The following is a 21,952-nucleotide window of genomic DNA, read 5'->3' as shown; positions in this document are numbered from 1 at the left end:
GGATTCCCCTTCCAGTTCGGCATCGTTTGGGCCTGCTCGATTGTTCCTATTACAAATCCCGACTAGCTGAAACTTGCCAACTTGGATAGAGGTAATTGCTGCTTATGAAATCGAAGAACAACCGGCTTACATAGGGGTCGGTTTTTTTGTGTCGGAGTCTTAAGCTGTCGTGTCACAAAATTGATCCTCTTTTTGTCTGTATATGCGTATCGCAAAATAGGAAAAGGGAGAGATTCAGTTGGAAAACCTGCTCGTTATTAACGCACACCCAAAAGTAGATAGCGATTCATCCGTCAGTCTGCAAGTGCTTCGTCATTTTCTGGAAACATATACAAAAATGAATCCGAAAGCATCCGTCGAACAAATCGATTTATATCGGGAACACATCCCTTGCATTGACCGCACCTTTCTAAGCCTGCAGGAAAAAAAGGGGAGGAACGAGCCCTTGACTGAAGAAGAACAAACGCTCAACTCTCGAATGTCGGAAATTCTGCAGCAATTTAAACGTACAAAAAAATATGTCATTGCCATGCCGCTGCATAACTTTAACATTCCATCCAAGCTAAAAGATTACATCGATAACATCCTGATCGCTAAAGAGACTTTTGCCTATACAGACAAGGGATCGGTCGGTCTGCTAAATGACGGGAGGAACGTGCTTGTCATTCAAGCGAGCGACGGGATTTATACGAACCAAGATTGGTACGAAGAAGTTGAGTATTCTCACAAATTTTTAAAAGCGATGTTCAACTTTATGGGAGTCGACTATCAAATCATCCGTGCACAAGGGAATTATTCCTTAGGAAGAGACGAAGTATTAGCTAAAGCATTCCAAGAAGCCGAGTCTGCGGCAGCTTCCTTCACAAGGGCTGTTCCTATAGAGGGGGCTATTAAGTGATTAGAGGATTGTATGAAGCGCACTTGCCCGTAAGCGATCTTGACCGTTCTATACGTTTCTATGAATCGTTGGGTTTGGAACTTGCCCACAGAACGGAAGGACGCGCCTTCTTTTGGACGGAAAAGGGACGAAGTTGGCTGGCTTTATGGGTAGCGGAACAGGTGAACATTCCTTATCACGTTTCTATCAGGCATGCCGCTTTTCGCATTGAACTCGAAGATATGGATCGGGCCAAGGATTGGTTGCGGGAGCGGAACATCGACGTGGTCGATTTTTATGAGTTTGGGCCGAATCAGCAGCCTGTAGTCCCACCCCTTTATCCACAAGTGCACGGGGCTGTTTATTTTGAAGATCCCGACGGGAACTTATTAGAATTGATTGCACCGGTCAAACTGGATGCCCAGAACTATTTCGAAACCATGGAGTTGGATACGTGGATTAGAACTAACGGAGAACGATAGTCCCATGTCGACATAACGACAACCGGCCAAGGTCGGCTGCCTTTGTTTATTGAAGTAACGGGCGGGCAGGATAGCTCGAATCCAGTAAAAAACAGATATATGACAATGAGGACGTCCGTTTTTGGGGCGTCTTTTTTACGGCTGCATAGCGGACGGGAATGTACGGTGTGGGGAAGAGGAAATAACTGTTGTTTACATAATATATATTATGGTTATAATAGGGCCGGAGTTTGACTGTAAAAATGCGAGACAAACCTTCAAGTTTTTTCTCGCGTTGAAGTTGTATCTGAGTAAATTGGTAATTATGATTTATTTATTGACTTTGGAGTTAGATAGAGATCCGGATCAGGTGTCACCAAGTAGACGAAAAAATGCATGAGCTCGTTAATAATAAAAACCTCAGTTTGCTCCAAAAGCGACGTATTGAGTATCTGTTCCCGTATACAGGAAGAAGAATCTGAAAAACGCAACTCGGGGAATTTACTCAGGATCACAATCACTGAATAGGTTTAAAGGGGAACTCGTCAGGCTACCGCATCTCGAAAACAATGATACATGCGTTAACCTGCTAAGGTCGCACACAAAGCGGCTAATTGGGCGCAAAGAGAACGATGTGAGTTAAGCGTAGAAAACGCGACGTCCCGCATCAGCTCAAGTGGCATAGGAATTTTTCCGTAATCCCCCCCATAACAAGGAACATTCGAAATCAACCATGTCAAGCCGGGCGGGGCCATCGTTCGCTGACGCGCAGCTACCTCTCGGACCAAGTCAGCGTAAGCTCATTCACTCCCTCTTGACTAGATAAAGTACCACCTATAAGCGACCAGTTCTCCTTGTCGGTTGATCCTTGGATAATTAAGTTCTTCTCGTCTATCGTTTCGCCGCTATCCGTAACACCGCGCTTCCGAAAGTAGTCTTTATAAGTATCGGCTAGTTTGCCGAGCTGTTCCCGGGAGGAAAACACAAGCAGTGCCGACTTTTTGCCGTTGCTCTGATCGGAATGGGAAGTCTTCAGGTCTGCATCCTTAGGCAGAGGAAAGTCTTTCGGCAAGTGCTCCGGTATTTTGGCTCCATTGGATTGGGCGGTAACGGATTTCGATTCCTTGCCGCCCGTATTGGCAGCTTCCTTGGTCGAGCAAGCTCCCAATACCCCTACCAAAGTGATCGACATGACGATAAGCATACTCGGTTTCCATTTTGCCATATTCATGATCTGACTTCTCCTCTTTTAAATATATTTTCTTTATTTTATCTCTATTAGTATATAACAGGAAGTTAAGAGGAAACAAATGGAAGATGGGCCGTTGGGAGTTACGTGATGGCTGGCCCCGTTCGCCCGAGCGACAAGATGTATCATGAAAGGTACACGCCGACAGATTGGATGTAGAAATTTCCCATGGAATGGCGGTTATCCGAACTCAATACCAAGTTATTTTTCAAAATTTACGCTTCCGGACCCATGAGACCGATGAATTCCCGGATCGGATGTCGTCTATATAAACGAAGACATAATGAACACAAACTAATTTGACGAAGAGGTGTTTTGAAAATGGCATTAATGTCCGCATTCACGAGCTTCAACCTGCCTGTAAAAAACGTAGAACAATCGAAAGCGTTCTTCACCGGAATCGGATTCGAGCTCAACCCGCAATTCCCCGAGAACGAGAATTCGGTAGCCATTGTGATCGGCGACAACCTGCAGGTCATGCTGATCAATCATGCAGTTTTTAATACGCTCACGGAGAAGGAAACCGTCGATACGGGCAAGTATGCGCAGATGACGATCGCATTGGCCTTCGAGAGCCGGGAAAAGGTCGATGAAATCGTCAATACCGCGGTCTCCTTGGGCGGGAAATTGCACGCTGAACCTGAAAATCATGGGGTCGTGTATCATTGGGGTTTCGTGGACTTGGACGGCCATCTGTGGGCCATTAACTATATGAATACTGATGCGGCACAAGATTAAGGCTAATGGAGAGCATGCTCGTACTAGGGTTCAAAAAGAAAGACGCCGGGCATCTTCCCAGGCGTCTTCTTCGCGATGATTAGTTTTGTTCGGTATAGGCTTTGAAATTGTCCATGATCGCTTGCCAGCCTGCTTGCTGGAACTCGACGGGATTGGAGCTTTCCGCGTCGAACGTTTCTATAACCTTCGTCTCATTGCCTTGAGCGACGAAAGCAATATCCACTCTTCTTCCGTCCCCCATGGTGTAGCCAATCGCCTCATGCCGCTTCACGACATCGTAGACGCCGCCAAAATCAAAGCCCATGCTGCCATCCTTTGCTTCCATCCGTGTCAGAAACTTGCCACCAGCCCGCAGATCGTTTTCGGCTCTCGGCGCATGCCAGTCCTCGGACGCTTGATTCCACTTCGTGATATGATCCGGTTCGGTCCAATAGCTCCATACCTTCTCGACAGGGGCCTCTATGACGGCTTGCACGGTTACTTTCGTCGGTTGATTCGTTTCCATTTCAACTAGACACCTCTCTCATGATATTCATCGTTTGGTTATTCTTCATTAATATAGACGTATGCCAACGACTAAATTCATTGGTCGATTCGCTCAGGCAGCCCAAATCGCGAAAATAATGGGGCATGAATGAAGTTTTGAACGTGCAGAATTTGATTATCTTTGGTTTCGATCACGTGGATGCCCCAGGGTACCAGACCAAAGCCCTCTTTGTCCGGCATATACTGGGCCAACGCCGGATAACCGCCATTCACCGTAATAGGCACAAATCGCGAACCTTCGCAATGCCAGCGAGTAAGCGAATAGAAGGCGGACAAATCTTCCTTGCCGCGGATCCACATCTCGAAGGGCGGCATCGACATGCAGCCTTCCTCGTGGAACAACGCGACGAGCGCAATAATATCGAATTGCTCGAAGGCCTCCACATACCGGGACAGCAGCTGCTGCTCCGGTTGAACATTCATGCTGCTGAGCTCATCCGAGCGAAGCTGCGCCCGGTCCATCGTCTCTCGGGCTCTTTGCAAGGCGCTGTTCACCGCTGCCGGTGACATCGCGAGCGTATCCGCGATCTGCTTGGAGGACCATTCATATACATCCTTCAAAATGAGTGCCGCGCGCTGCCGCGGAGGCAAGGTCTGCAGGAGAGCGATGAAGCACAGTTGAAGGGTATCTCTGCGGACGAGCCGATCCTCCGGATTGCCCCCAAAGTCTGGAGACGGCCAGATCCAGGCAGAGTCCGGCAGCGTGTCGCGGGGCTCGACGATGGCGACGGCCGGGTCGAACAGGTCAACGGGAAGCGCGTGGCGTTTGGATTGTCTCAGCTTGTCCAGGCAAAGGTTGGAGGCAATCCGATAGACCCAAGTTTTGAACGAGGAATCCTGTCTGAACGTGCTCCAGCTCTGCCAAACCCGAATACTCGTCTCCTGAACGGCATCGTCCGCATCATCCCTGGAACCTAGCATTCGGTAACAGTATGAAGTTAAGCCCGGCTTCAAGCTTGCAAATAATGATTCGTCAAATGCGGTCTCGTTCATCGCGGCCTCCCTTAACGATCTCCCCGAAGGGTGGTACTTTCATTATATGTAATGGAGCGGAAAGCCTCAATCCGAATAAATAGGCAGGATTTAGTACACATGGATACTAGAGCTATCCATGAAATCACTCGTTTCAACAAGAGCTTAAAATACTGGTTAAACGAGATACTTGAATGAAAAAAGAGCAAGGCAGCGTGGGGAAGTGGGGAGGTAGACAAGTTAAGGAGGACGTACCGAATATAAATTGGCTTAATAACTTATTTATCCGACCGTAATACTCTCCTTGTTCGATGGTCCTGCGAGGAAAATTGTCCAGCTAGAGGAGAACATGAATATTCAGCTCCGAATTTCCTTTTCTTCCAGTATAGAATAGCTGATTATCCAAAGAATCAATCCTGTCTCTTATTTTCGATTAAGTCTAATATTCGATCTATTTTTTGAGCCATCTCTTTATCATGACGTTTTTTCCAACCCGTATAGGTAGTTATGTTAAACATGGTGTACAAGAGTGCACCAAACGTAAGCATAACTATTAATGATAGCAAACCACTATCCATAATTCTCCTCCTTTTCGTTAAGAATTTCTAAGTGTCTATAGTATAGTGAAAGAAAAGACATGAAAACAAGGATTAAATCTTCAAGGATAGTGGAATGATTCATTAATTTCAAATTTCGACGGCCACGGCTATCTGTTTACGCCTAAACATTTGATTTTTTGGTGTTGACATTAAAAGGATGATCGGATACATTTGTTACATACCAACCGAATGTATGAAAGGAGGAAGCGAATGGCAAGGAATAAATATCCTGAAGAAACAATCAATCAAATTCTAACCGTGGCTCTTAACCTGTTCATACAAAAAGGATACGAGCAAACTTCTGTTCAGGATATCATCAATGAGCTGGGCGGGCTGACAAAAGGGGCAATTTACCATCACTTCAAGTCGAAAGAGGAGATCCTGCAGGCTGTCACCGACCATATGTACAAAGGTGTTGACGAGATGCTGTCCGGCGTCAGGGACGACAAGGAGCTGAACGGACTGGAAAAGCTTCGCAAGATTTCCCGCATCTCTCTCGATAATCCGGCCCAGAACGAAATGGCATCGGCGGCGCCGAACCTCTTACGCAATCCGAAGCTGCTGGCGGCACAGATCGAGAATATATTCCAGAAAGGCGTACCTCTCTATATCCAGCCCATCATCGAACAGGGTATACGTGACGGCTCGATTCAAACCGACTATGCAAGGGAGCTAAGCGAAGCGTTGATGATTCTCACCAACCTTTGGCTAAACCCGGTGGTCATCCAAGCTACACCCGAGATGATGTTGCGAAGGGTAAGGCTTTTCGATGAAATATTGAAAGGCTTGGGTCTTGACCTATTCGATGAGCAAATGATTCAACGATACGAGGAATTGTACCGTTTGTCAGCTCGAGAAGTCAGCAAAGAAAACTAAACTGCCGAAAGGCAGCTTATTTTTAAACCTATACATACCGTCGGTCGGTATGAAAAAGCTGATCCAGGTTTATACGTGTTAGAAACACTGATTTTAAGGAGATGTATAGGGACAGAACACAAGCAAATTCTTTGATATAGAAAAACGCCGAACCAGAGAGAGTTTTCAGTTTAAAACAATAGGACTGATAAAATAGTTAAAGTGAGGGAAACAAAATGGAAAAAATAACAGCAGAAGATTTTAGTTCGTCAGAACATATGAAGGAAAAAAGATTCGCTGCCGGGCAGGATCGCCCGGAGTCTGCAGAAGGTCATCCAGGAGATCGTCGATTCCGGTTTCCTCGGGGTGCAGCTGCGCGTGCACGATGAGCGGGGCGCGTGGGTCGGCAGCGCCGGTGTGAGCACGCTGGGCGAAGAGGCGAAGCCGTCCACAAACGGGCACTTCCGTATAGGCAGCAACACCAAGACCTTCACCGCGACTGTAGTCCTGCAATTGGTTGCCGAGGGCAGGATCGGGCTGGATGATCCGGTGGCAGACTACCTGCCCGAGTTCGGGCTGGACCGGCGGATCACGGTGCGGATGCTGCTGCAGCACACCAGCGGGGTGTTCAACTTCACCGGCGAGTATTACGAAGACGGGACGGTCGTACCGGGAATCCCCTGGCAGGGCCAGGAGTGGGTAGACAACCGGTTCAGGACCTACCGGCCGGAGGAGCTGGTACAGCTGGCATTGTCCAAGCCGGTGCGATTCGAGCCGGGAACGGGCTGGAGCTATTCCAACACTAACTACGTGCTGGCCAGGCTGCTGATCGAGAAGGTCACCGGCAGTTCGCTCGCCGAGGAGATGCAGCGGCTGATTCTGGGGCCGCTCGGGCTGACGGGTACCGTGGTACCAGGCATCCGGCCGGAGATACCCGAACCGCACGCCCACGCCTACTACCGGTACGAGGACGCCGGCGAGCAGAAGACAGTCGACATTACCCGCCAGAACCCCTCCTGGATCTCCACCGGAGGTGACATGATCTCGACCACCCGGGACCTCCACACGTTTATCTCGGCGCTGATGGGCGGCAAGCTACTTCCGGCCCCTCTGCTGGCCGAGATGTGCAAGCCATACCCCAAAATCGGCTATGGTTTAGGGGTATTCGTTCAGGCCGGCCCGAACGGCGAAGGTACCATCATCACCCACAACGGCGGCATTTCGGGCTATGCGGCACTGATGTACAGTACGCCTGACGGCAGTAAGACCCTGACCGCCTCCGTGAACTATGTGGACGACGTCGCAATGTCCCTAGCAGCGGCATTTCAGAAGGCGACGCAGAGGCTCATCGAGGAAGTGTTCAGCGACGGGCCGTCCAGTCTACAGGGCTGAGCCCCGTTCTTTCAGGTGATGAAAATTTGCTTGAAAGATTTTCTACGATTCAAAAAATTAAAGATAGCGTTGACAGCAAGATAAAGTGAGTATTAGTTAAAATAAAGTTTTTATAGGGATATGAAATGACGGATTTTGACTGTAAGTAGAAGCACATCAAATTGAATTGAATGTCTAAAAAGTGTGATGTCGTTAAGGGCATTGCATTTTTTATTTGTCGGATGACAAGAACATACATGTTTATAAGTCGCGCAGCAGCGGCATCTCTTCAGCTCGGCGTTTTTACATAAGAGGAATAGCACTTAATCAATTGGATAAAAATTCTCCTTACTCTATGGGCATGAAAACTATGCTTTCCTGGTGTAAAGTATTTCCGCTGACAAAAGATCCTTTTTCTTTCGAATTGTTTCTACAAAAACATCTACGAAATTACGACAAAAAACCGATAAATATCTTAATCATCCCGTGATAACTACATGTATTAATAAAACGGTGCCATTCAAATTTAGGGGGATTTTGTAGAATGTCTATTTCTTTGTCCGAAGCCAAAAAATTTGCAAGCGGAGCAGCAAGCCTTGATTTCGCGATCGCACCCGATTACACGGTGGTTGCCGCATGGTTGGCCCGCCGCAGCAGCAGTCTGATGAGCAGCTATGGAGTGCCGGGAGCGGATAACCAGCTCCGGTGGAGCGACAAGCCCAATACTTACGACGACGGTATGGATCCGTCCATTGCGGTAAGCGGAAGCGGCAAGCTTCTTGAAATTCACGAATCGGACGGCCCTTTCACGACACAGATGTGGTATCATATCGGAACGGCGGATAAGAACGGCATCGACTACAGGAAATCGATACAAGTAGGTATGGATGATGACACCTACGGAGGAGGCAATCCCTGTATCCGTATCAATAATGAAGGCACAGTAGTGGCGCTTTTCCAGACCGACAGCCATCTTATGCTGCTGCATTATCTGGTCGGTTCCATAGTAGGGAATGTCGTACAGTGGGGAAGTGTTCACGACCTGCCGACGGGAATGAGGGCGATCTCCCCGAGATTTGCCTTAAATAACAAACATCTGATGGTATCCGCCTTTTTCACAAACAATCTGTTTGATTCAAACATGGTGATTGCCACTGCGCTTGTTTCGGGAGGGACACTCAACTATCAAGCCTTCGAAACGAGCATGGAAGGCATGTTTCCATCCGTAGCTCTTGATGATAAAGGAAGTGTCTTTCTGATGTACCAGAAGGGCAGCTCCATCTATTTCCGTTCGGGACATGTTCATGAAGAGACGTTTGTCATTAACTGGGACTCGGAGCCTAAGCGAATCGCCGAGGGATATCGTACTGCCTTGGCTGTTCGGGACAACTTGCTCGTATATGGGTACGTCGACGATGACAACAACGCTTACTGCGGAACAGCCGTGATTTAATCGCTTGGTGACGAGGCTTCCGTAATCAATTTTTACTATCGTTTCGACTTAAAATGGAAATTGAAAGGCCTCATTTAACTGCCAAGAACCGCGAACGAAGGCGTGGTTTGATATCGGTAATTAAGTTATCTTTATCCAGATATAAAGCAAAAAAAAGAACCTAACGGTTCTTTTTTTTTGCTTCAAGGAGGCAGACGGTTGAATTCCACTATGAATGATCGTTTTGCTAGCGGGAAATTCCCAAACTTTGCTTGAATGTTTATCGCAAAAATACCCCAGACAGGCACACTTGCTTTGACGGGTATCGGGGTGTTTCAAAGAGGCGATTGTGATCGTCTCTGGTTTCCCAGTTGTCGCGCCGAGGAGGACTAGACTGGCTTGATCAGGCTGTTGACATATCGCGGCTTGATGCAGAAAGATCGTTGTTTTGAATCCTGCATTCAGCCGCTATATACAATAACCCTAATTTCCGAAATACGCTTGCCGGTCAATATCTGAAAGAAGTGTGAGCTGACCGGGACGCCATTCGAAGCGTTTTTGAGTCAAAGCACTGGAGGCAGGATTGTCCATCATCATAAAGTGCATCAGCCAATTAAAGTGATCAACCGCCTCCTCTGTAGATTTGCTGACTACAGGCACGTTGAGGCGGCGGCCGATTAAGTTGGCAATATCGCGAAGCGCCACGCCTTCATCGCCAATCGCATGCAATCGGGTGCCGGCAGATGCAGATTCGAGCGCCAGTCGATAAAGTTTGGCTGCATCGAGCCGGTGCACAGCGGGCCAACGGTTCGTTCCATCGCCTACATAGGCGGAGACGCCCGTTCTCCTTGCAACATCGATCAAAGCAGGGACCAATCCCTTGTCGCCGTCACCATGGACGGATGTCGGAAGACGAACCACGGATGCGCGAACGCCTTGTGAAGCCATGGCCAATGCAGTTTCTTCCGATGCGACGCGTGCGACTGAATGGGGATCGGCTGTATCCAACTCCGTACCCAGGCGTCCAGGTGTTAAGAGTGCAGTTACGGAAGTGACTACTAAGGGTCGGTCAGAACCGGCTAATGCCTCACCGAGCGCTTTAACCACCCGGCTATCTTGATGGTTGGCCCCGGCATAATCCCTAAAGTCATGAACAAACGCGGCATGGATCACCCCATCCGCTGCAGCCGCCCCGCTGCGCAGACTGTCGAGGTCATCTAGAGATCCGCGATGCACCGACACTCCAACTTCGGTGAGTGCCGCAGCAGCCGCTTCCGAGCGGGCAAGACCGACCACTTCATGTCCCGCTCCGATCAGTTCCCGCACTATGGCCGAACCAATAAAACCAGTTGCCCCTGTAACGAAAACACGCATAATCTATTCCTCCCACAATGTAAGTAGCAACGCTATACGTTTATTGTAGTTCAGTCTCACCTGGGAGGTTTGCCTATTCCGCGCCGCTTTTTGCCTGATCCGTTGGAAATGGGATAGTCCCGGTTCACCGCAGGAAGAATAACACCCGCACGCCTTGTGGCTGCGGGTAGAAGAGAAATCCAAAGCGAATCCGCATCGCCTATGAAATGTTCCATCAATCGGCGCTTCAGTCGTGAGGAACTTGTTCTTGCTGGCTCCATCTGGCGATATCCCTGCTTGGCGAAATTCCAAAAAAACGGCTGTAATCACGGCTGAATTGAGAAATGCTTATATATCCAACTTGTCTGGAAGCCGTGCTGACATTCCTTAAATCGGAAAACATAAGACGCCTTGCTTCATGCAGCCGGAGTGCTTTTTGGTATTGCAGGGGACTCATGGAAGTGACGGATTTAAAATGCTCGTTAAACGAGGAAACACTCATATGCATCAAATCGGCTAAGTCTGTGACCTTCATTTGCTGAGAAAAGTTGGATCGGATCCAGGTAATCGCTTTGGCGACTCGCTGCACGCCGGAATCAACGAAACCCATTTCTGCAACCTGTTTGCCAATGGGACTTCGCAGGATGCGTATCAAGATTTCATCCATCACAAGCGGAGCAATCCATTCCGTATCTCCAGGATCTGATAAACAATCCAGAAGTCGGCTCACCGCCTTGATTATGCTTAAGCTGGCGTTCGCGGCGTACCCCGCACTCCGCTGACGAAGGGGGGGCAGCCCGTCGGCATATACTTTGAGGACAAGCTCGGAAATTCTTCTCGAGTCGAGATTCAGCCTGATACCAAGAAACGGCTCGGAAGGAGTGGCATTTGTAGTCTGCATGGTGACTGGCAAGGCAACGGGAAACAGGAGCATTTCTAATTTGTTCAAGGTGTATTCTTGCTGACCAACCGTAATGACTTTTGCCCCTTGCACTGCAAATAATAGGGAAGGGGAACTAAAATCATTTACCGTGTCGGAATCGATCCGAGAAAAGCGGCTGATCAGCAATCCGGGAATGCGTTGTTTAAAAGCGCCGTCATAAGGGGCAAGGGCCAAAATCATTCGGGCCAGCCGGGATCTTTCCTCATCTATGAGCCCTTTGGTCTGATTTGACACTTGCAGCGGTGAATCGGTTACGATACGCATTCTTTCACCAACAACTCCTTATTTTAATACAGAATCATCAACATATATTCCCGTCCACGGCTCCATTGCCGAAATTGGATAAGAACATGGTACTATTGCCGATTTGATAATTATCTACCTGGGAAAAGTCGGCTCTTTTAGGTACCACACTTCAAATTTAATTCGTTTACCATAGCTGCAGCCTTGCTTCCAGAACTCTAGCCATCTGTTCAACCATCTCTTCTGGCGTATATGGCATAGATTGGACGACCCACCACTCAATCAACCCCGTAATGGAAACGGACAAGAATTGCGCCAATACATCCCTGTGGATACCGGTATCTAGCTTCATTTGGTTCACTACCAAGGTGATATTCGCTTCAATCATCTTTGTCATGCGGTGTCTGAACGTCGGAATACCTTTATTGGTAATCAAAACGCGATAGATTTCTTCATGCTCTTTTAGATACGTGAACGCACGAATCAGGAGTTCCCGGGACAGTTCATTGGTTGCCCCATCCTCCGGCACACAACTGTCAGCAAGCATCATCAGATACGTTTCCACGCTCTGTTCCAGCAGGTCATATTTGTCTGTAAAATGCAAATAGATCGTTCCGCGGTTAACATTGGCCCGATCCGCAATACCTTGAATGGTGACCCTCTCAAAATCCTGCTCTCCCAACACCCCAATGAACGCTTGCATAATCATTTGTCTTGATCGCACGATGCGCCGATCCATGGTTTTCCCCTCTTTCCTGAACACATCCAGCATTTTTTGTTCATTTCTCAACAGAAACGAAAGCAATTAGCCATTGCACCTGCATCTGTTCCAATGCTATCTTGATTGTAATGAACAGGTGATAAATATACAACAACTGTTAATTATAAGGGGAGAGATACGATTGAATCTACTTGTGTACGGTGCAGGTGTGCAGGGAAGCTATCTGGCACATGTCTTAGTAAAGGGCGGTCATGACGTGACTATGTTGGCAAGAGGAAAGCGAGCGGAGGAACTGGAAAAGGAGGGACTGGTCATACGGCATTACTTTCAGCGCAAGACAACTGTTGACCGGGTTCGTGTAATTCGCAGACTAGAGTCAGATGACGTGTATGACTTGATCTTCGTCATGATGAAATATTCGGATTTCGGGGCTGTGCTGCCGATCCTCGCAGAAAACGTTAGCCGTCATATGGTATTGGTCGGCAACAATATGAATACCTACGCCATGCAGGAGTATTTGAGTAAACATGGACAGTTTCCTAAACAGGTCGCTTTTGGATTCCAAACTACCGCAGGTACACGTACCGACGGACGAGTCATTTGCATTCGTGGCGGCCATGGGGGGATGGTCATCGGGGGTCTGGACGGTCCCGTTCCGTTTCGCTCCCTGCTGGAGCAGGCATTCATGCGAACCAAGTACAAGCTCAGTTACCATGATCAGATCGATGCCTGGCTGAAAAACCACATGGTGCTAATCGTGCCCATGAACATGGTCAACCTGTTCCATAGCTTCCAGATGAAACTGGTTGTCCGTGACGACAGGCGAATGCGTCAGGTAGTGGCGGCGATGGGAGAGGGCTTCCGTGTACTTGAATCATTGGGGTACCCGTTAATTCCTGCGAAGCAGGCGTCTTGGATTACCGGCTATCCAAACTTAATCCGCTGGGCGTTGAAGATTTTCTTCATGCTTCCGGTTAGCGGGTTGATTGATGGGACAGCAGTTGAGCTCAAAGCTTTGAATGAGGACTTTGCTGAATGGAGGGCAAGATCGGATATACCTACGCCAAACTGGAATGCGTTAGAAACAGATTGGCTTATTCAATCATAGTCTCTGCTGCAACGATATATCGTTAAGCATCACGGCTTTTTTGTTTTGACGATACACCCCATCGGCGAAGATTCTTTGTCGAGGACTTGATAGCTTTACGTGAGAAGTGGGAGGAGAGGGCAGCAACACCAGGAGCTGCTTGAGAAGGACTTTACGGTTGTCCGATATGACCAACGAGCCAGCGGAAAACATCCAAAGTGGACAAATGATAACGATAGACGGGGCGATGGGGAAGGTGAAGCTCAACGAACAAAAAGCCTATAAGCTATATTAAAGATTTGAGCAACAGTTCTTCAACTAAAAACAACATTGTCCAGGGATAAAAATGAGTTCCCTTTAAAAGTCGCTTTTAGCGACTTTTTATTTATCGGTACAAGTTGGTGTCCCGAGCCAATGACCAGAACTTGACATGCTGTCATAACCGTACATAGCCATGCATATATATCCCCGAGAATGTAGGTATGGGAGGCGGACCAATGGACGGTTACAAAGCTAACAATCAGGCAAACGGTCGAAGCTGGCAGGCTGGCAATACTCCATCACAATGGAATGCTAAACAGTCGCCGGAACACCATTCGCTGACGGTTGGGGAACGGGGACCGATTCTGGAACAGGACAGCATGTTGCATGAAACACTAGAAACCTTTGTCCACGAAAAGATATTAGAGCGTCCGGTCCACGTGAAGGGGTTTGGTGCCTTGGGTTATTTTGAAACCCTTCACTCGATGGCCACTTATACGAACCTGTGTTTCTTACAGCAACCGGGACAACGGGTTCCCGTTACAGTCCGTTTCTCATTTGCGGTCAGCAACAAAGGGACACCAGATACATCCCGCAACGTGCGTGGTTTCTCGACGAAATTTTATACCGAGCATGGCGTTTTCGATCTGCTGTGTAATCATATTCCTGTGTTCCTCGTTCGTGACCCGATCCGGTTCCCTGAGTCCATTCATGCTTTCCTGCCATCACCTATTAACAATCTCATCGATCCGAATCGGTTTTGGGGTTTCATTGCTACAGCGCCAGAGGCAACCCATTTCGTTGTACGTCTATACTCGGACGAAGGGACGCTCAAGAGTTTCCGCCATATGCCAGGACACAGTGTTAACACCTATGTTTGGAAAAATAAACAGAACGCCCGCTTCTACGTCAAGTATCACTGGGTTCCGTTAGCTGGAGAGCAATATATCGATGCGGAAGAAGCGGCTCGCTTGGCCTGCAAGAACCCGGATTATTCGGGTAAAGATCTATATGACACGATTGCCAAAGGCACTCCAGTCCAATACGGGCTGTATGTGCAGTTGATGAACCCACAGGATGAGGCGACGCTGTCGTTCGATCCGCTGGATGACACGAAAGTGTGGGATGTGCGTCTCTACCCGCTGCTGCCAGTTGGTCGACTCATATTGGATAAGAACCCTACGAATTATCAGGAGCAGGTCGAGAAATTGGCATTCTCCCCGTCAAATCTTCTGGATGGTGCCGAGCTGTCCGATGATAAAATGCTACAGGGCCGCAGCAATATTTATTGGGATTCACAGCGGCATCGCCTTGGATCGGATTTCCGCAAAATTCCGATTAACCATCAAGCAAACTGGTCACCGTCTGAACAGGTAACGAGCGGTGAAGGGCGCTATGTAGCCGGCCGGCTCGTTCGATCCGAAATTCCGGAGGCCGATAATTTCACGCAAGCGGGACAATTCTACCAATCGCTCACACAAGTTCAGCAGGATCATCTTGTTCAGAACCTCGCTAGTGATTTATCGGCGACTTCTCCTGAGATTCAGAGGATTGTTTTAGGCTATTTATTCCAGGCTGATGCAACATTAGCCGATAGGGTAGCACGTCAGATCGCTGCACCGAACAAGGGATGATTCACGCATGATTATGAAGGACAAGAAGGTCAACCATTCAGTTGGCCTTTTTTTTGATCCTAAAAACCGAATCGGTTGCATTGAACTCCAGGATGAGCCGTTTCAACGGATGATACGACAGTACAGCACGCAAGCCACAAGCTGAAATCTAGCAAACAAAACATAATTTCCTCCAGTCTTATCAAACGGCCAGCCGGATGCCCCGCGCGGGTTCGCGATCGGCATGGTAGATTAATATGTTATTATTGGATTGTGCAAAGCTTATTCCGCCCATTCGAAGGGAGATTAGTAGAAAATGCAAAGTGCCCAACAAGTGTTAACAAGTTATTTTCAAGCATTAGGAAGCAAACAGATTGATAAAGTGATCGAATTGATTCATGATGAAGCAAAATTTATTATTCTTAAAAAAGAGCCCTCTAATAAAATTCCTTTATACGGCACATTTCATGGAAAAGAAGGTGTTAGAAATTATTTAAACTTATTAGAAGAAGCAGAACAAATAGAGAGGTTTGTCCTTCACAAACTCATCGGTAATCAGGAAGCAGCGTGTGCATGGGGGAATTTCCGCATCAAGGTCAATGTAACCGGGAAAGTGTTCGAGAGTGATTGGGCAATTATTTGCGAAATAGAACAGGAGAAGATAAGGTTTTTTCAAATCTTCGAAGATACCGCTGCACTAGAAGAAGCTTTTGATTTAAGAGACTGTTGATAGGTTAGTGCGTCTAAGACTTTATTTTCAGTCTTGATCTGCCGCACGTTTGGCTGATTGCTGTTGAAGCCCGCAAAAAAAGTGGCGCCAGTTGTTCGCAGAGAACTCCGGGGCAATAAGCCCAAGCGATTAGACGATTGTCGGATGACAAGAACATATATGCTTAAAAGTCGCGTAGCAGCGGCTTTTTTTGTTTTAACGATATAAGTACTTGTCACTGACTTGTGACAAGTACTTATATCATTTGCCATAATTGAGGATCTTTCTCAAGAGTTTGAATGACAGACTCATTCTTTAAAATAGGGAGTCATCCCTCTTGAATAGAGGTTCTCCACTAACTTGGAAAATTCTTCTGACGATAAATCTTTTTGACGCTGGATCCAAAGACGAAATAAAGAAAGGCAGGTTGACAGATAAAACTCAATCAAGTATGGCGTTAAGAAATGGTTTTGCGGAACGTTTAATTCTAATTGATCCAAAGTGATTTCTTTTTTTAAGCGTTTTAAAAAACGAGGACTCCCATAATCACCTAAAAGGGCATTGAGAACCAAGAGATGTCTTTTTTGTCCAGACAATGGAGCGCATCTTGAACCGTATGCATCGATAGCTCTTTATCCGCTAATTCTTTTTTTATGTCATTCAATAACTCATTTTCAACAGAGTCTACCAATTCGTAAATATCAGTAAAGTATTGATAAAAGGTGCTGCGGTTATATCCTGACTTGTTCGCAATTTCCTGAACCGAAATTTTCTCAATCGGCTTTTGGCTATATAACTCACAAAAAACTTCTATAAACTTTTGTCTTGTTTTCTCCGTTATTTCAGGCTGCTTTTTCATGTTACCCTCCTACTAGCAAACAAGAATATCATCCGACAAATAATAAAAAACTGATGGTTGATCAAGGAATAATTAAGATCTACAATCACATCATACAACATGTTGTCTGATAATAAGTAGGGGGTTTTTATGTCAGCAAAACAAGATAGAATTTTAATTTTTGGTGCAGGTGTTATCGGGAGCATGTACGCAATTAAGCTCATTGAAGCAGGATTTGACGTTACCCTGTTTGCACGTTCTCATAAATTTAAATCATTAAGAGAAAATGGCCTGCAATATAAGGAAAAAGATACGGTTAAATCGATACAAGTGAATGTCATTGATACGCTCGAAAATGACGATATATACGATTTTATTTTCGTCACCGTTCGTTATGATCGGTCAGAATCCGCGTTGTTAGCGCTAAAAGATAATCAAAGCAAACATATAGTTACGATGACTAATATTTCAATTGGATTTTCTTCGTGGCTGGATATCGTAGGGGATAGACTTTTACCAGCTTTTCCAGGCTTCGGCGGGCAGATTAAAGATGGAGTATTGCATGCTCGATTTCCACCAAAGATTATAGCGGCAACTGCATTTGGAGAAATTAATGGTGTAGTGACCGAACGGATAAAAAACCTCGCAAAATTATTTAAAACAGCAAAGCTTCCCTACGTTGTTAAAAAGGATATGCAAGCGTATCTAATCACACATTCCGTATTCGACATTGCCATGATGAGCTTTTTGCATTCTGAGAATAAGATAATTGACAAAAAAACATTCAGAACCAGTAAGACGGCACGCAAAATAACAGTCACTTTAAAAGCGTACCTAAGGGCCATACAAAAAGCCGGCGTTTCAATAGATCCACCCATACTTAAAATGGTGCTTAAATTTCCAAACTTATTATTGGATTTTTTCTTTATGACATGGCTACGAACCAAAATGGTTAGGGATATGATGCTGCCGGATTATGCGAATAATGCTAGCAAAGAGATTGTGCAGTTGAGTAATGATTTAATGAAATTTTTAAGTCAAAATGATATCAAATCGGAACTACTTGTTCAGTAATTTTTTTGTTAAATGTCGATATTGTAATTAGCATTGACTTTTTTTAAAAGTAATTATGTATTAATTTATGAAAAAAATTTTCACAGTGTCGGTTTTGAAGATACCGGTTCGTTGTATTTATAATAGGGTCAATTTTTGCCTCTAAAAAAGAAGGAGGAAATTTTTATGCTGTTTATTTTGATTGTCAAAGCCTCGAAGAATTCGGAAGCCGGAAATCTCCCGAGTCCTGAGCTCATGGAAGCCATGGATAAGTACAATGAGGAATTAGTTAAGGCAGGCGTGCGAGTTATGGCTAAAGGTCTTCATCCAAGTTCAAATGGGATTCGCCTTTCGTTTCTGAAACCAGGGGAAAAGCCGATGGTTACGGATGGCCCATTTACGGAAACGAAAGAATTGATTGCCGGGTTCATTCTGATTGATGTGAAGTCGAAAGAAGAAGCCATCGAGTGGGCCATGCGTATGCCGGACCCGCAAGGACATGGGGAAGGTCAGATTGAATTGCGTCAAATATTTTAGGCACCGGACTAACGGCCCGGTTCGCAATACCATAGTTGATCGACCTTCCTCACCACCCAGCGGATTCAAGCAATCTAAATGTACCTGAACATTCGGAAGAAAAGATGACCAGAAGACGAAGCATGTCCATACGCTCCAAAAATGACTCTAAACAAGAAATCCGAAAACCATTGAGCGTAGCGGGTTTTCGGAGTTTTTTCATTACTCCCATTGGATCGTCGCCGACAGCCTTCTAAAACTTGCCGTTATAGACAGCGCGGAGAACCGTATCATCGATAGTGGAAAAGCAGAAGATTGAATTGAACATTGGGGTTGCAATGATAAATTTCCGAATTGGATTTTAATTGCTCGACACTTATTGAATAAGCAAGTGTCAAATTTCACACTCCTATAGCGACCTATAAAACTTGAGATAATAAACTTCCTCAGAATGTTTTGAGCTGTCCGTGGTATAATAGACCTTTGGTCCATGCTGATCAACCTTGATGCGCAGCAACCGGCATTGGTAGGGCTTTACTGGAGGGCGGATCTATTTGTCGTCCAGACCTGTGTTGCTTGCAGTAGTAACGATACGGTGTATATGGAGACTGATAGGGCAGGGAGAGCCGTCTGGAGTGAACATAATGCAAGGTCGTAAGGAGCGGGAGAGATTTGCGCGGGCAGCACATCGATTTTTCGAAGATAAAGGAGAGGCCGAGCGGAACATGAATGTGGAAGTGTATACGTTAAATGCGTTTGCGAAAGGGGAGCGTGGTGGTAACCCAGCAGGCGTTGTTTTGGAGGGTGGCCTTTCGCTGTGTGCTGCCGAAATGCAGCTTATAGCGAAGAAATTGGGCTTTTCGGAGACGGCATTTATGGAAAAATCCCTGTTTGCGGATTACAAAATCCGCTATTTCACCCCCGCCAGCGAAGTTGATCTGTGCGGACATGCCACGATTGCTGCATTTGGACTAATGCATTCGCTGGGTTTGGCAAAGGAAGGGACCTCCTATAAGATAGAGACCAAGGCAGGGATTTTGGATGTTGATATTAGCTCTGAGGGTCTTGTTTATTTGTCACAAGCCTTACCACAATTTCTTGAAAGGATATCCTGTGGGGAAATCGCCCCATCTTTGGGGATGGATGCCGAGGATCTGGAAACCGGATTGCCCATTCAGATTGTTTCGACGGGGCTGCGGGACATTTTGATCCCGATCCGCAGCAGGAAGCTCTTGAATGAAGTTCAGCCAAATTTTGACGCTATAACCGCCATCAGCGAAAAATATGATGTGGTTGGATATCATCTGTTCACGATGGACACTCCAGATGATGCTGTTGCGGAATGCCGGAATTTTGCGCCGCTGTACGATATTCCCGAGGAGAGCGCGACAGGAACATCCAACGGTGCCCTGCTCAGCTATTTGTACCAACATAGCCAACTATCTTTGCGGGAAGTGGAACACGTCATGTTCAGGCAAGGGTATTCGATGAATTGTCCTTCTGAAATTAAGGTAGGATTGCGCCTGAGCGAGAGCGGTGAAATCAACCAGGTTCGGGTTGGCGGTGCAGTGGCTGGTATTGCACGAAAACATATCACGATATAAGTGAAATCAAACAGGCTGTTTGTGTTTGCAGCTACTGTACCTTACGGAGCAACGGGCCGGGCTGCGTAGCAGCAACTTTTTTTGTTTTAACGATATAAGTTCTTGGCACAGGTCAGTGACCAGAACTTATATCGTTTGCCGTATTGGGAAAAGAACATATACCGCTTCCGTAAGACATATGTACAAAATACGGATTTTGTGAATAAGTATACCCGGCGACCTTATATTTTTTTCTGTGCCATGACATTACACATCATCTTTAACTGTTAAAGTTAATTGTTTGTAACATTTGGAAGCCCCTCGACTTTTTGTTCTAGCTGCAAAATGTCTCCACGGTCGCCATAAAAACATATTCTTAAATACTCTCCATAAACTCTGGAACGACCTTTTGAACTATGCATCCAGTTCTCACGGTTAATCGTCTGACCATCAAAGGAACTCTCAAAACCATATGAAAAATATTTAATTTCCTGAGGTAAATGCTTAGCCAGTGTACGATATTGTCTTCCTGCTCCATGAGCTTTGCATACCATTAATATGGATTCAATCGTATTGAAATCAAATACTTCTTTACTAAATAACACATTCTCTAGAGTATTTCTGGAACGGTCTTCATACACAATGATGTTCGAAGGAATACCCGCATCAAGTAATTTTTTAACGATGACATGGGCTTCCGGTACCGTTTTGTCTTCCCAATCTTTATGCTTGATTCCTGTGGGACTAACCCCGCCTGTGACGATGATCTTTTTTCCCAATCCTTTTTTATAAGCATCAATTGTTGATTCCCAATGACCTGGATGAGTGCCGCCAAACACAAAAATTGCATCGCAAGGTGCTATTTCATTGCCTAAGAAAACGATGTTAGTCAATTGATTTATTTGTATTTCATTCAGTTCGGGAACTTCGGGATCTTTAGAAATATGCGGTTGCATAGAATTTCCTCCTTTCTAGTATGCCTTAAAGGACGTGAATCATAACAACTTCTGTAACTCACTGCGCATTATATCCGTGGCATCCCCTTAATTCGTGTCTATTTTGAAAATGTGCTAAGTAAAGCCGGCCATACGGAAATTTTCTCACCGCAGGATGGACATAAGGTTTCCCCCGCTAAATAATACAGATGCCTAGCCAATGTTTGCTCCCCGATCGCTTCCGCCCGCTCCGCTAATGTTCGTATGTCTTCATTTGCAAATGACGTGACCGGGACGATCACACGGGATTCCTGATCAGCGTGAAAGACGGGATCTTGTTCATAGGCTTGAAGTATTTCGTTTTCTGCAGAATCATCTTCATGAGGCCAGATAAATATATCATTTTCGCAGGCCGGACAAACCGCCACATATTCATCGCCGTTAATAAAAGTCATCAACATATCGGCAAGCATATACGAACCCCGATAAGCGGCATCCGCAATAAGGATATAACGTTTCTCCGTTTCATCGATGGAATTACGGGCTGTATAAGTGAGAACTTCCTTTGTAAGCGCCTTAAGTTTTCCAATGGCCTCTAAATACTCACGATACAATTCAGTACAGACAGAGCTGCCTACATCTTCAGCCAGTCCAGCCCAAGATTCGGGAAATGGCTCCTCATCGTGCCCGTCACGGCTAGCCTCGATTATCCCGCAATTTACAAATATCTCTTTACGCACTTCGGCATCAGATGTAGAACATGCTATTTGTGCCAAAAACGGCATCGCTGCATAGGTAGCCGTATATATCGTGTTTTGATGATACAAGTACTTTTGAAAGATTTCATCAAAAATCTCCTGATTATATTCCCGCATTAACTGCTGCAATAACTCAGATACTCCTTCTGCAGAACTGTACGGTCCCGTCAGCTTTCCCCATATATCGCTATTCCACTTAAGCAAGCTTTCCCTCCGTCCTCGTTTTCCAAATTCCACCT

General features: G+C 46.2%; 22 protein-coding genes. 12 read left to right on the top strand and 10 right to left on the bottom strand.

The window, feature by feature from the left end; all coding sequences use genetic code 11:
* The first annotated feature begins 238 nt into the window (after positions 1 to 238).
* Positions 239 to 898 (top strand): FMN-dependent NADH-azoreductase, encoded by a 660-nt coding sequence (locus ABC395_RS13025; protein ID WP_413003616.1) that lies wholly within the window; start codon positions 239 to 241, stop codon positions 896 to 898.
* Positions 895 to 1,359 (top strand): VOC family protein, encoded by a 465-nt coding sequence (locus ABC395_RS13020; RefSeq protein WP_413003614.1) that lies wholly within the window; start codon positions 895 to 897, stop codon positions 1,357 to 1,359. Before ABC395_RS13025 ends, ABC395_RS13020 begins: the two co-directional genes overlap by 4 nt.
* A 751-nt stretch (positions 1,360 to 2,110) precedes the next feature.
* On the opposite strand, the gene ABC395_RS13015 is transcribed toward ABC395_RS13020, so the two are convergent.
* Entirely contained in the window at positions 2,111 to 2,569 is a 459-nt protein-coding gene (locus ABC395_RS13015) for a hypothetical protein (RefSeq protein ID WP_413003612.1), read from the bottom strand.
* 339 nt (positions 2,570 to 2,908) lie between these two features.
* Between ABC395_RS13015 and ABC395_RS13010 the strand changes: the two genes are divergently transcribed.
* On the top strand, positions 2,909 to 3,325 hold the full coding sequence (locus ABC395_RS13010) for a VOC family protein (RefSeq protein WP_413003610.1): 417 nt from the start codon (positions 2,909 to 2,911) through the stop codon (positions 3,323 to 3,325).
* A 79-nt stretch (positions 3,326 to 3,404) separates the two neighbouring features.
* Here the strand turns inward: ABC395_RS13010 and ABC395_RS13005 are convergent, their stop codons facing one another.
* From ABC395_RS13005 to ABC395_RS12995, 3 genes are all read right to left on the bottom strand, one after another.
* Complete coding sequence (locus ABC395_RS13005; RefSeq protein WP_413003609.1) at positions 3,405 to 3,830, bottom strand: SRPBCC family protein; 426 nt, start codon at positions 3,828 to 3,830, stop codon at positions 3,405 to 3,407.
* A 77-nt stretch (positions 3,831 to 3,907) separates the two neighbouring features.
* Positions 3,908 to 4,864 carry a sigma-70 family RNA polymerase sigma factor gene (locus ABC395_RS13000; protein ID WP_413003608.1) on the bottom strand — a complete coding sequence of 319 codons (957 nt, stop codon included), beginning with the start codon at positions 4,862 to 4,864 and terminating at the stop codon, positions 3,908 to 3,910.
* A gap of 389 nt (positions 4,865 to 5,253) precedes the next feature.
* The gene (locus ABC395_RS12995) at positions 5,254 to 5,421 is read right to left on the bottom strand and encodes a hypothetical protein (RefSeq protein ID WP_413003606.1); all 168 of its coding nucleotides are present in this window, start codon (positions 5,419 to 5,421) and stop codon (positions 5,254 to 5,256) included.
* 231 nt (positions 5,422 to 5,652) lie between these two features.
* Here ABC395_RS12995 and ABC395_RS12990 point away from each other — a divergent pair, with 231 nt between their 5' ends.
* The 3 genes from ABC395_RS12990 to ABC395_RS12980 all read left to right on the top strand — a co-directional run bounded on the left by ABC395_RS12990 (position 5,653) and on the right by ABC395_RS12980 (position 9,121).
* On the top strand, positions 5,653 to 6,318 hold the full coding sequence (locus ABC395_RS12990; RefSeq protein ID WP_413003605.1) for a TetR/AcrR family transcriptional regulator: 666 nt from the start codon (positions 5,653 to 5,655) through the stop codon (positions 6,316 to 6,318).
* 276 nt (positions 6,319 to 6,594) lie between these two features.
* Entirely contained in the window at positions 6,595 to 7,689 is a 1,095-nt protein-coding gene (locus ABC395_RS12985) for a serine hydrolase domain-containing protein (RefSeq protein WP_413006739.1), read from the top strand.
* A 523-nt stretch (positions 7,690 to 8,212) separates the two neighbouring features.
* Positions 8,213 to 9,121, top strand: a complete 909-nt coding sequence (locus ABC395_RS12980) for a hypothetical protein (protein ID WP_413003603.1) — start codon at positions 8,213 to 8,215, stop codon at positions 9,119 to 9,121.
* Positions 9,122 to 9,583: 462 nt separating this feature from the next.
* On the opposite strand, the gene ABC395_RS12975 is transcribed toward ABC395_RS12980, so the two are convergent.
* From ABC395_RS12975 to ABC395_RS12965, 3 genes are all read right to left on the bottom strand, one after another.
* Positions 9,584 to 10,474 (bottom strand): SDR family oxidoreductase, encoded by an 891-nt coding sequence (locus ABC395_RS12975; protein WP_413003602.1) that lies wholly within the window; start codon positions 10,472 to 10,474, stop codon positions 9,584 to 9,586.
* 226 nt (positions 10,475 to 10,700) lie between these two features.
* Positions 10,701 to 11,660 (bottom strand): AraC family transcriptional regulator, encoded by a 960-nt coding sequence (locus ABC395_RS12970; protein WP_413003601.1) that lies wholly within the window; start codon positions 11,658 to 11,660, stop codon positions 10,701 to 10,703.
* A gap of 166 nt (positions 11,661 to 11,826) precedes the next feature.
* Positions 11,827 to 12,378, bottom strand: a complete 552-nt coding sequence (locus tag ABC395_RS12965; protein WP_413003600.1) for a TetR/AcrR family transcriptional regulator — start codon at positions 12,376 to 12,378, stop codon at positions 11,827 to 11,829.
* Positions 12,379 to 12,541: 163 nt separating this feature from the next.
* On the opposite strand from ABC395_RS12965, the gene ABC395_RS12960 reads away from it, so the two are divergent.
* The 3 genes from ABC395_RS12960 to ABC395_RS12950 all read left to right on the top strand — a co-directional run bounded on the left by ABC395_RS12960 (position 12,542) and on the right by ABC395_RS12950 (position 16,051).
* Positions 12,542 to 13,468, top strand: coding sequence for a ketopantoate reductase family protein (locus ABC395_RS12960; protein WP_413003598.1), 927 nt, complete (start codon positions 12,542 to 12,544; stop codon positions 13,466 to 13,468).
* Between the two features lie 476 nt (positions 13,469 to 13,944).
* Positions 13,945 to 15,342 carry a catalase gene (locus ABC395_RS12955; RefSeq protein WP_413003596.1) on the top strand — a complete coding sequence of 466 codons (1,398 nt, stop codon included), beginning with the start codon at positions 13,945 to 13,947 and terminating at the stop codon, positions 15,340 to 15,342.
* A gap of 295 nt (positions 15,343 to 15,637) precedes the next feature.
* Entirely contained in the window at positions 15,638 to 16,051 is a 414-nt protein-coding gene (locus ABC395_RS12950) for a nuclear transport factor 2 family protein (protein ID WP_413003594.1), read from the top strand.
* Positions 16,052 to 16,580: 529 nt separating this feature from the next.
* Here the strand turns inward: ABC395_RS12950 and ABC395_RS12945 are convergent.
* The gene (locus ABC395_RS12945) at positions 16,581 to 16,889 is read right to left on the bottom strand and encodes a TetR/AcrR family transcriptional regulator (protein ID WP_413003593.1); all 309 of its coding nucleotides are present in this window, start codon (positions 16,887 to 16,889) and stop codon (positions 16,581 to 16,583) included.
* Between the two features lie 129 nt (positions 16,890 to 17,018).
* On the opposite strand from ABC395_RS12945, the gene ABC395_RS12940 reads away from it, so the two are divergent.
* From ABC395_RS12940 to ABC395_RS12930, 3 genes are all read left to right on the top strand, one after another.
* Positions 17,019 to 17,942: a ketopantoate reductase family protein gene (locus ABC395_RS12940; RefSeq protein WP_413003592.1), complete on the top strand. Its 924-nt coding sequence runs from the start codon at positions 17,019 to 17,021 to the stop codon at positions 17,940 to 17,942.
* Between the two features lie 165 nt (positions 17,943 to 18,107).
* A complete protein-coding gene (locus ABC395_RS12935; protein ID WP_413003591.1) occupies positions 18,108 to 18,458 on the top strand; it encodes a YciI family protein in 351 nt (116 codons plus the stop codon).
* Positions 18,459 to 19,162: 704 nt separating this feature from the next.
* On the top strand, positions 19,163 to 20,041 hold the full coding sequence (locus ABC395_RS12930) for a PhzF family phenazine biosynthesis protein (RefSeq protein WP_413003589.1): 879 nt from the start codon (positions 19,163 to 19,165) through the stop codon (positions 20,039 to 20,041).
* Between the two features lie 272 nt (positions 20,042 to 20,313).
* Here the strand turns inward: ABC395_RS12930 and ABC395_RS12925 are convergent, their stop codons facing one another.
* Complete coding sequence (locus tag ABC395_RS12925) at positions 20,314 to 20,976, bottom strand: YdcF family protein (protein WP_413003587.1); 663 nt, start codon at positions 20,974 to 20,976, stop codon at positions 20,314 to 20,316.
* Between the two features lie 98 nt (positions 20,977 to 21,074).
* Positions 21,075 to 21,917 (bottom strand): hypothetical protein, encoded by an 843-nt coding sequence (locus ABC395_RS12920; protein ID WP_413003586.1) that lies wholly within the window; start codon positions 21,915 to 21,917, stop codon positions 21,075 to 21,077.
* Positions 21,918 to 21,952: the final 35 nt, after the last annotated feature.

Origin of the sequence: Paenibacillus canaveralius (assembly GCF_047238265.1) — a bacterium.
Lineage (GTDB): Bacteria > Bacillota > Bacilli > Paenibacillales > NBRC-103111 > Paenibacillus_F.
Note: the sequence above shows the minus strand (reverse complement) of the source record. Positions and strands in the feature narration are given on the sequence as shown.

Bases quoted from the DNA above. Each gene is read 5' to 3' on its own strand.
- ABC395_RS13000 (WP_413003608.1), bottom strand. From the start codon at position 4,864: ATGAACGAGACCGCATTTGACGAATCATTATTTGCAAGCTTGAAGCCG.
- ABC395_RS12930 (WP_413003589.1), top strand. From the start codon at position 19,163: ATGAATGTGGAAGTGTATACGTTAAATGCGTTTGCGAAAGGGGAGCGT.
- ABC395_RS12995 (WP_413003606.1), bottom strand. From the start codon at position 5,421: ATGGATAGTGGTTTGCTATCATTAATAGTTATGCTTACGTTTGGTGCA.
- ABC395_RS12970 (WP_413003601.1), bottom strand. From the start codon at position 11,660: ATGCGTATCGTAACCGATTCACCGCTGCAAGTGTCAAATCAGACCAAA.
- ABC395_RS13010 (WP_413003610.1), top strand. From the start codon at position 2,909: ATGGCATTAATGTCCGCATTCACGAGCTTCAACCTGCCTGTAAAAAAC.
- ABC395_RS12990 (WP_413003605.1), top strand. From the start codon at position 5,653: ATGGCAAGGAATAAATATCCTGAAGAAACAATCAATCAAATTCTAACC.
- ABC395_RS12965 (WP_413003600.1), bottom strand. From the start codon at position 12,378: ATGGATCGGCGCATCGTGCGATCAAGACAAATGATTATGCAAGCGTTC.
- ABC395_RS13015 (WP_413003612.1), bottom strand. From the start codon at position 2,569: ATGAATATGGCAAAATGGAAACCGAGTATGCTTATCGTCATGTCGATC.
- ABC395_RS12940 (WP_413003592.1), top strand. From the start codon at position 17,019: ATGTCAGCAAAACAAGATAGAATTTTAATTTTTGGTGCAGGTGTTATC.
- ABC395_RS12975 (WP_413003602.1), bottom strand. From the start codon at position 10,474: ATGCGTGTTTTCGTTACAGGGGCAACTGGTTTTATTGGTTCGGCCATA.
- ABC395_RS12980 (WP_413003603.1), top strand. From the start codon at position 8,213: ATGTCTATTTCTTTGTCCGAAGCCAAAAAATTTGCAAGCGGAGCAGCA.
- ABC395_RS12955 (WP_413003596.1), top strand. From the start codon at position 13,945: ATGGACGGTTACAAAGCTAACAATCAGGCAAACGGTCGAAGCTGGCAG.
- ABC395_RS13005 (WP_413003609.1), bottom strand. From the start codon at position 3,830: ATGGAAACGAATCAACCGACGAAAGTAACCGTGCAAGCCGTCATAGAG.
- ABC395_RS12925 (WP_413003587.1), bottom strand. From the start codon at position 20,976: ATGCAACCGCATATTTCTAAAGATCCCGAAGTTCCCGAACTGAATGAA.
- ABC395_RS12950 (WP_413003594.1), top strand. From the start codon at position 15,638: ATGCAAAGTGCCCAACAAGTGTTAACAAGTTATTTTCAAGCATTAGGA.
- ABC395_RS12935 (WP_413003591.1), top strand. From the start codon at position 18,108: ATGCTGTTTATTTTGATTGTCAAAGCCTCGAAGAATTCGGAAGCCGGA.
- ABC395_RS12945 (WP_413003593.1), bottom strand. From the start codon at position 16,889: ATGAAAAAGCAGCCTGAAATAACGGAGAAAACAAGACAAAAGTTTATA.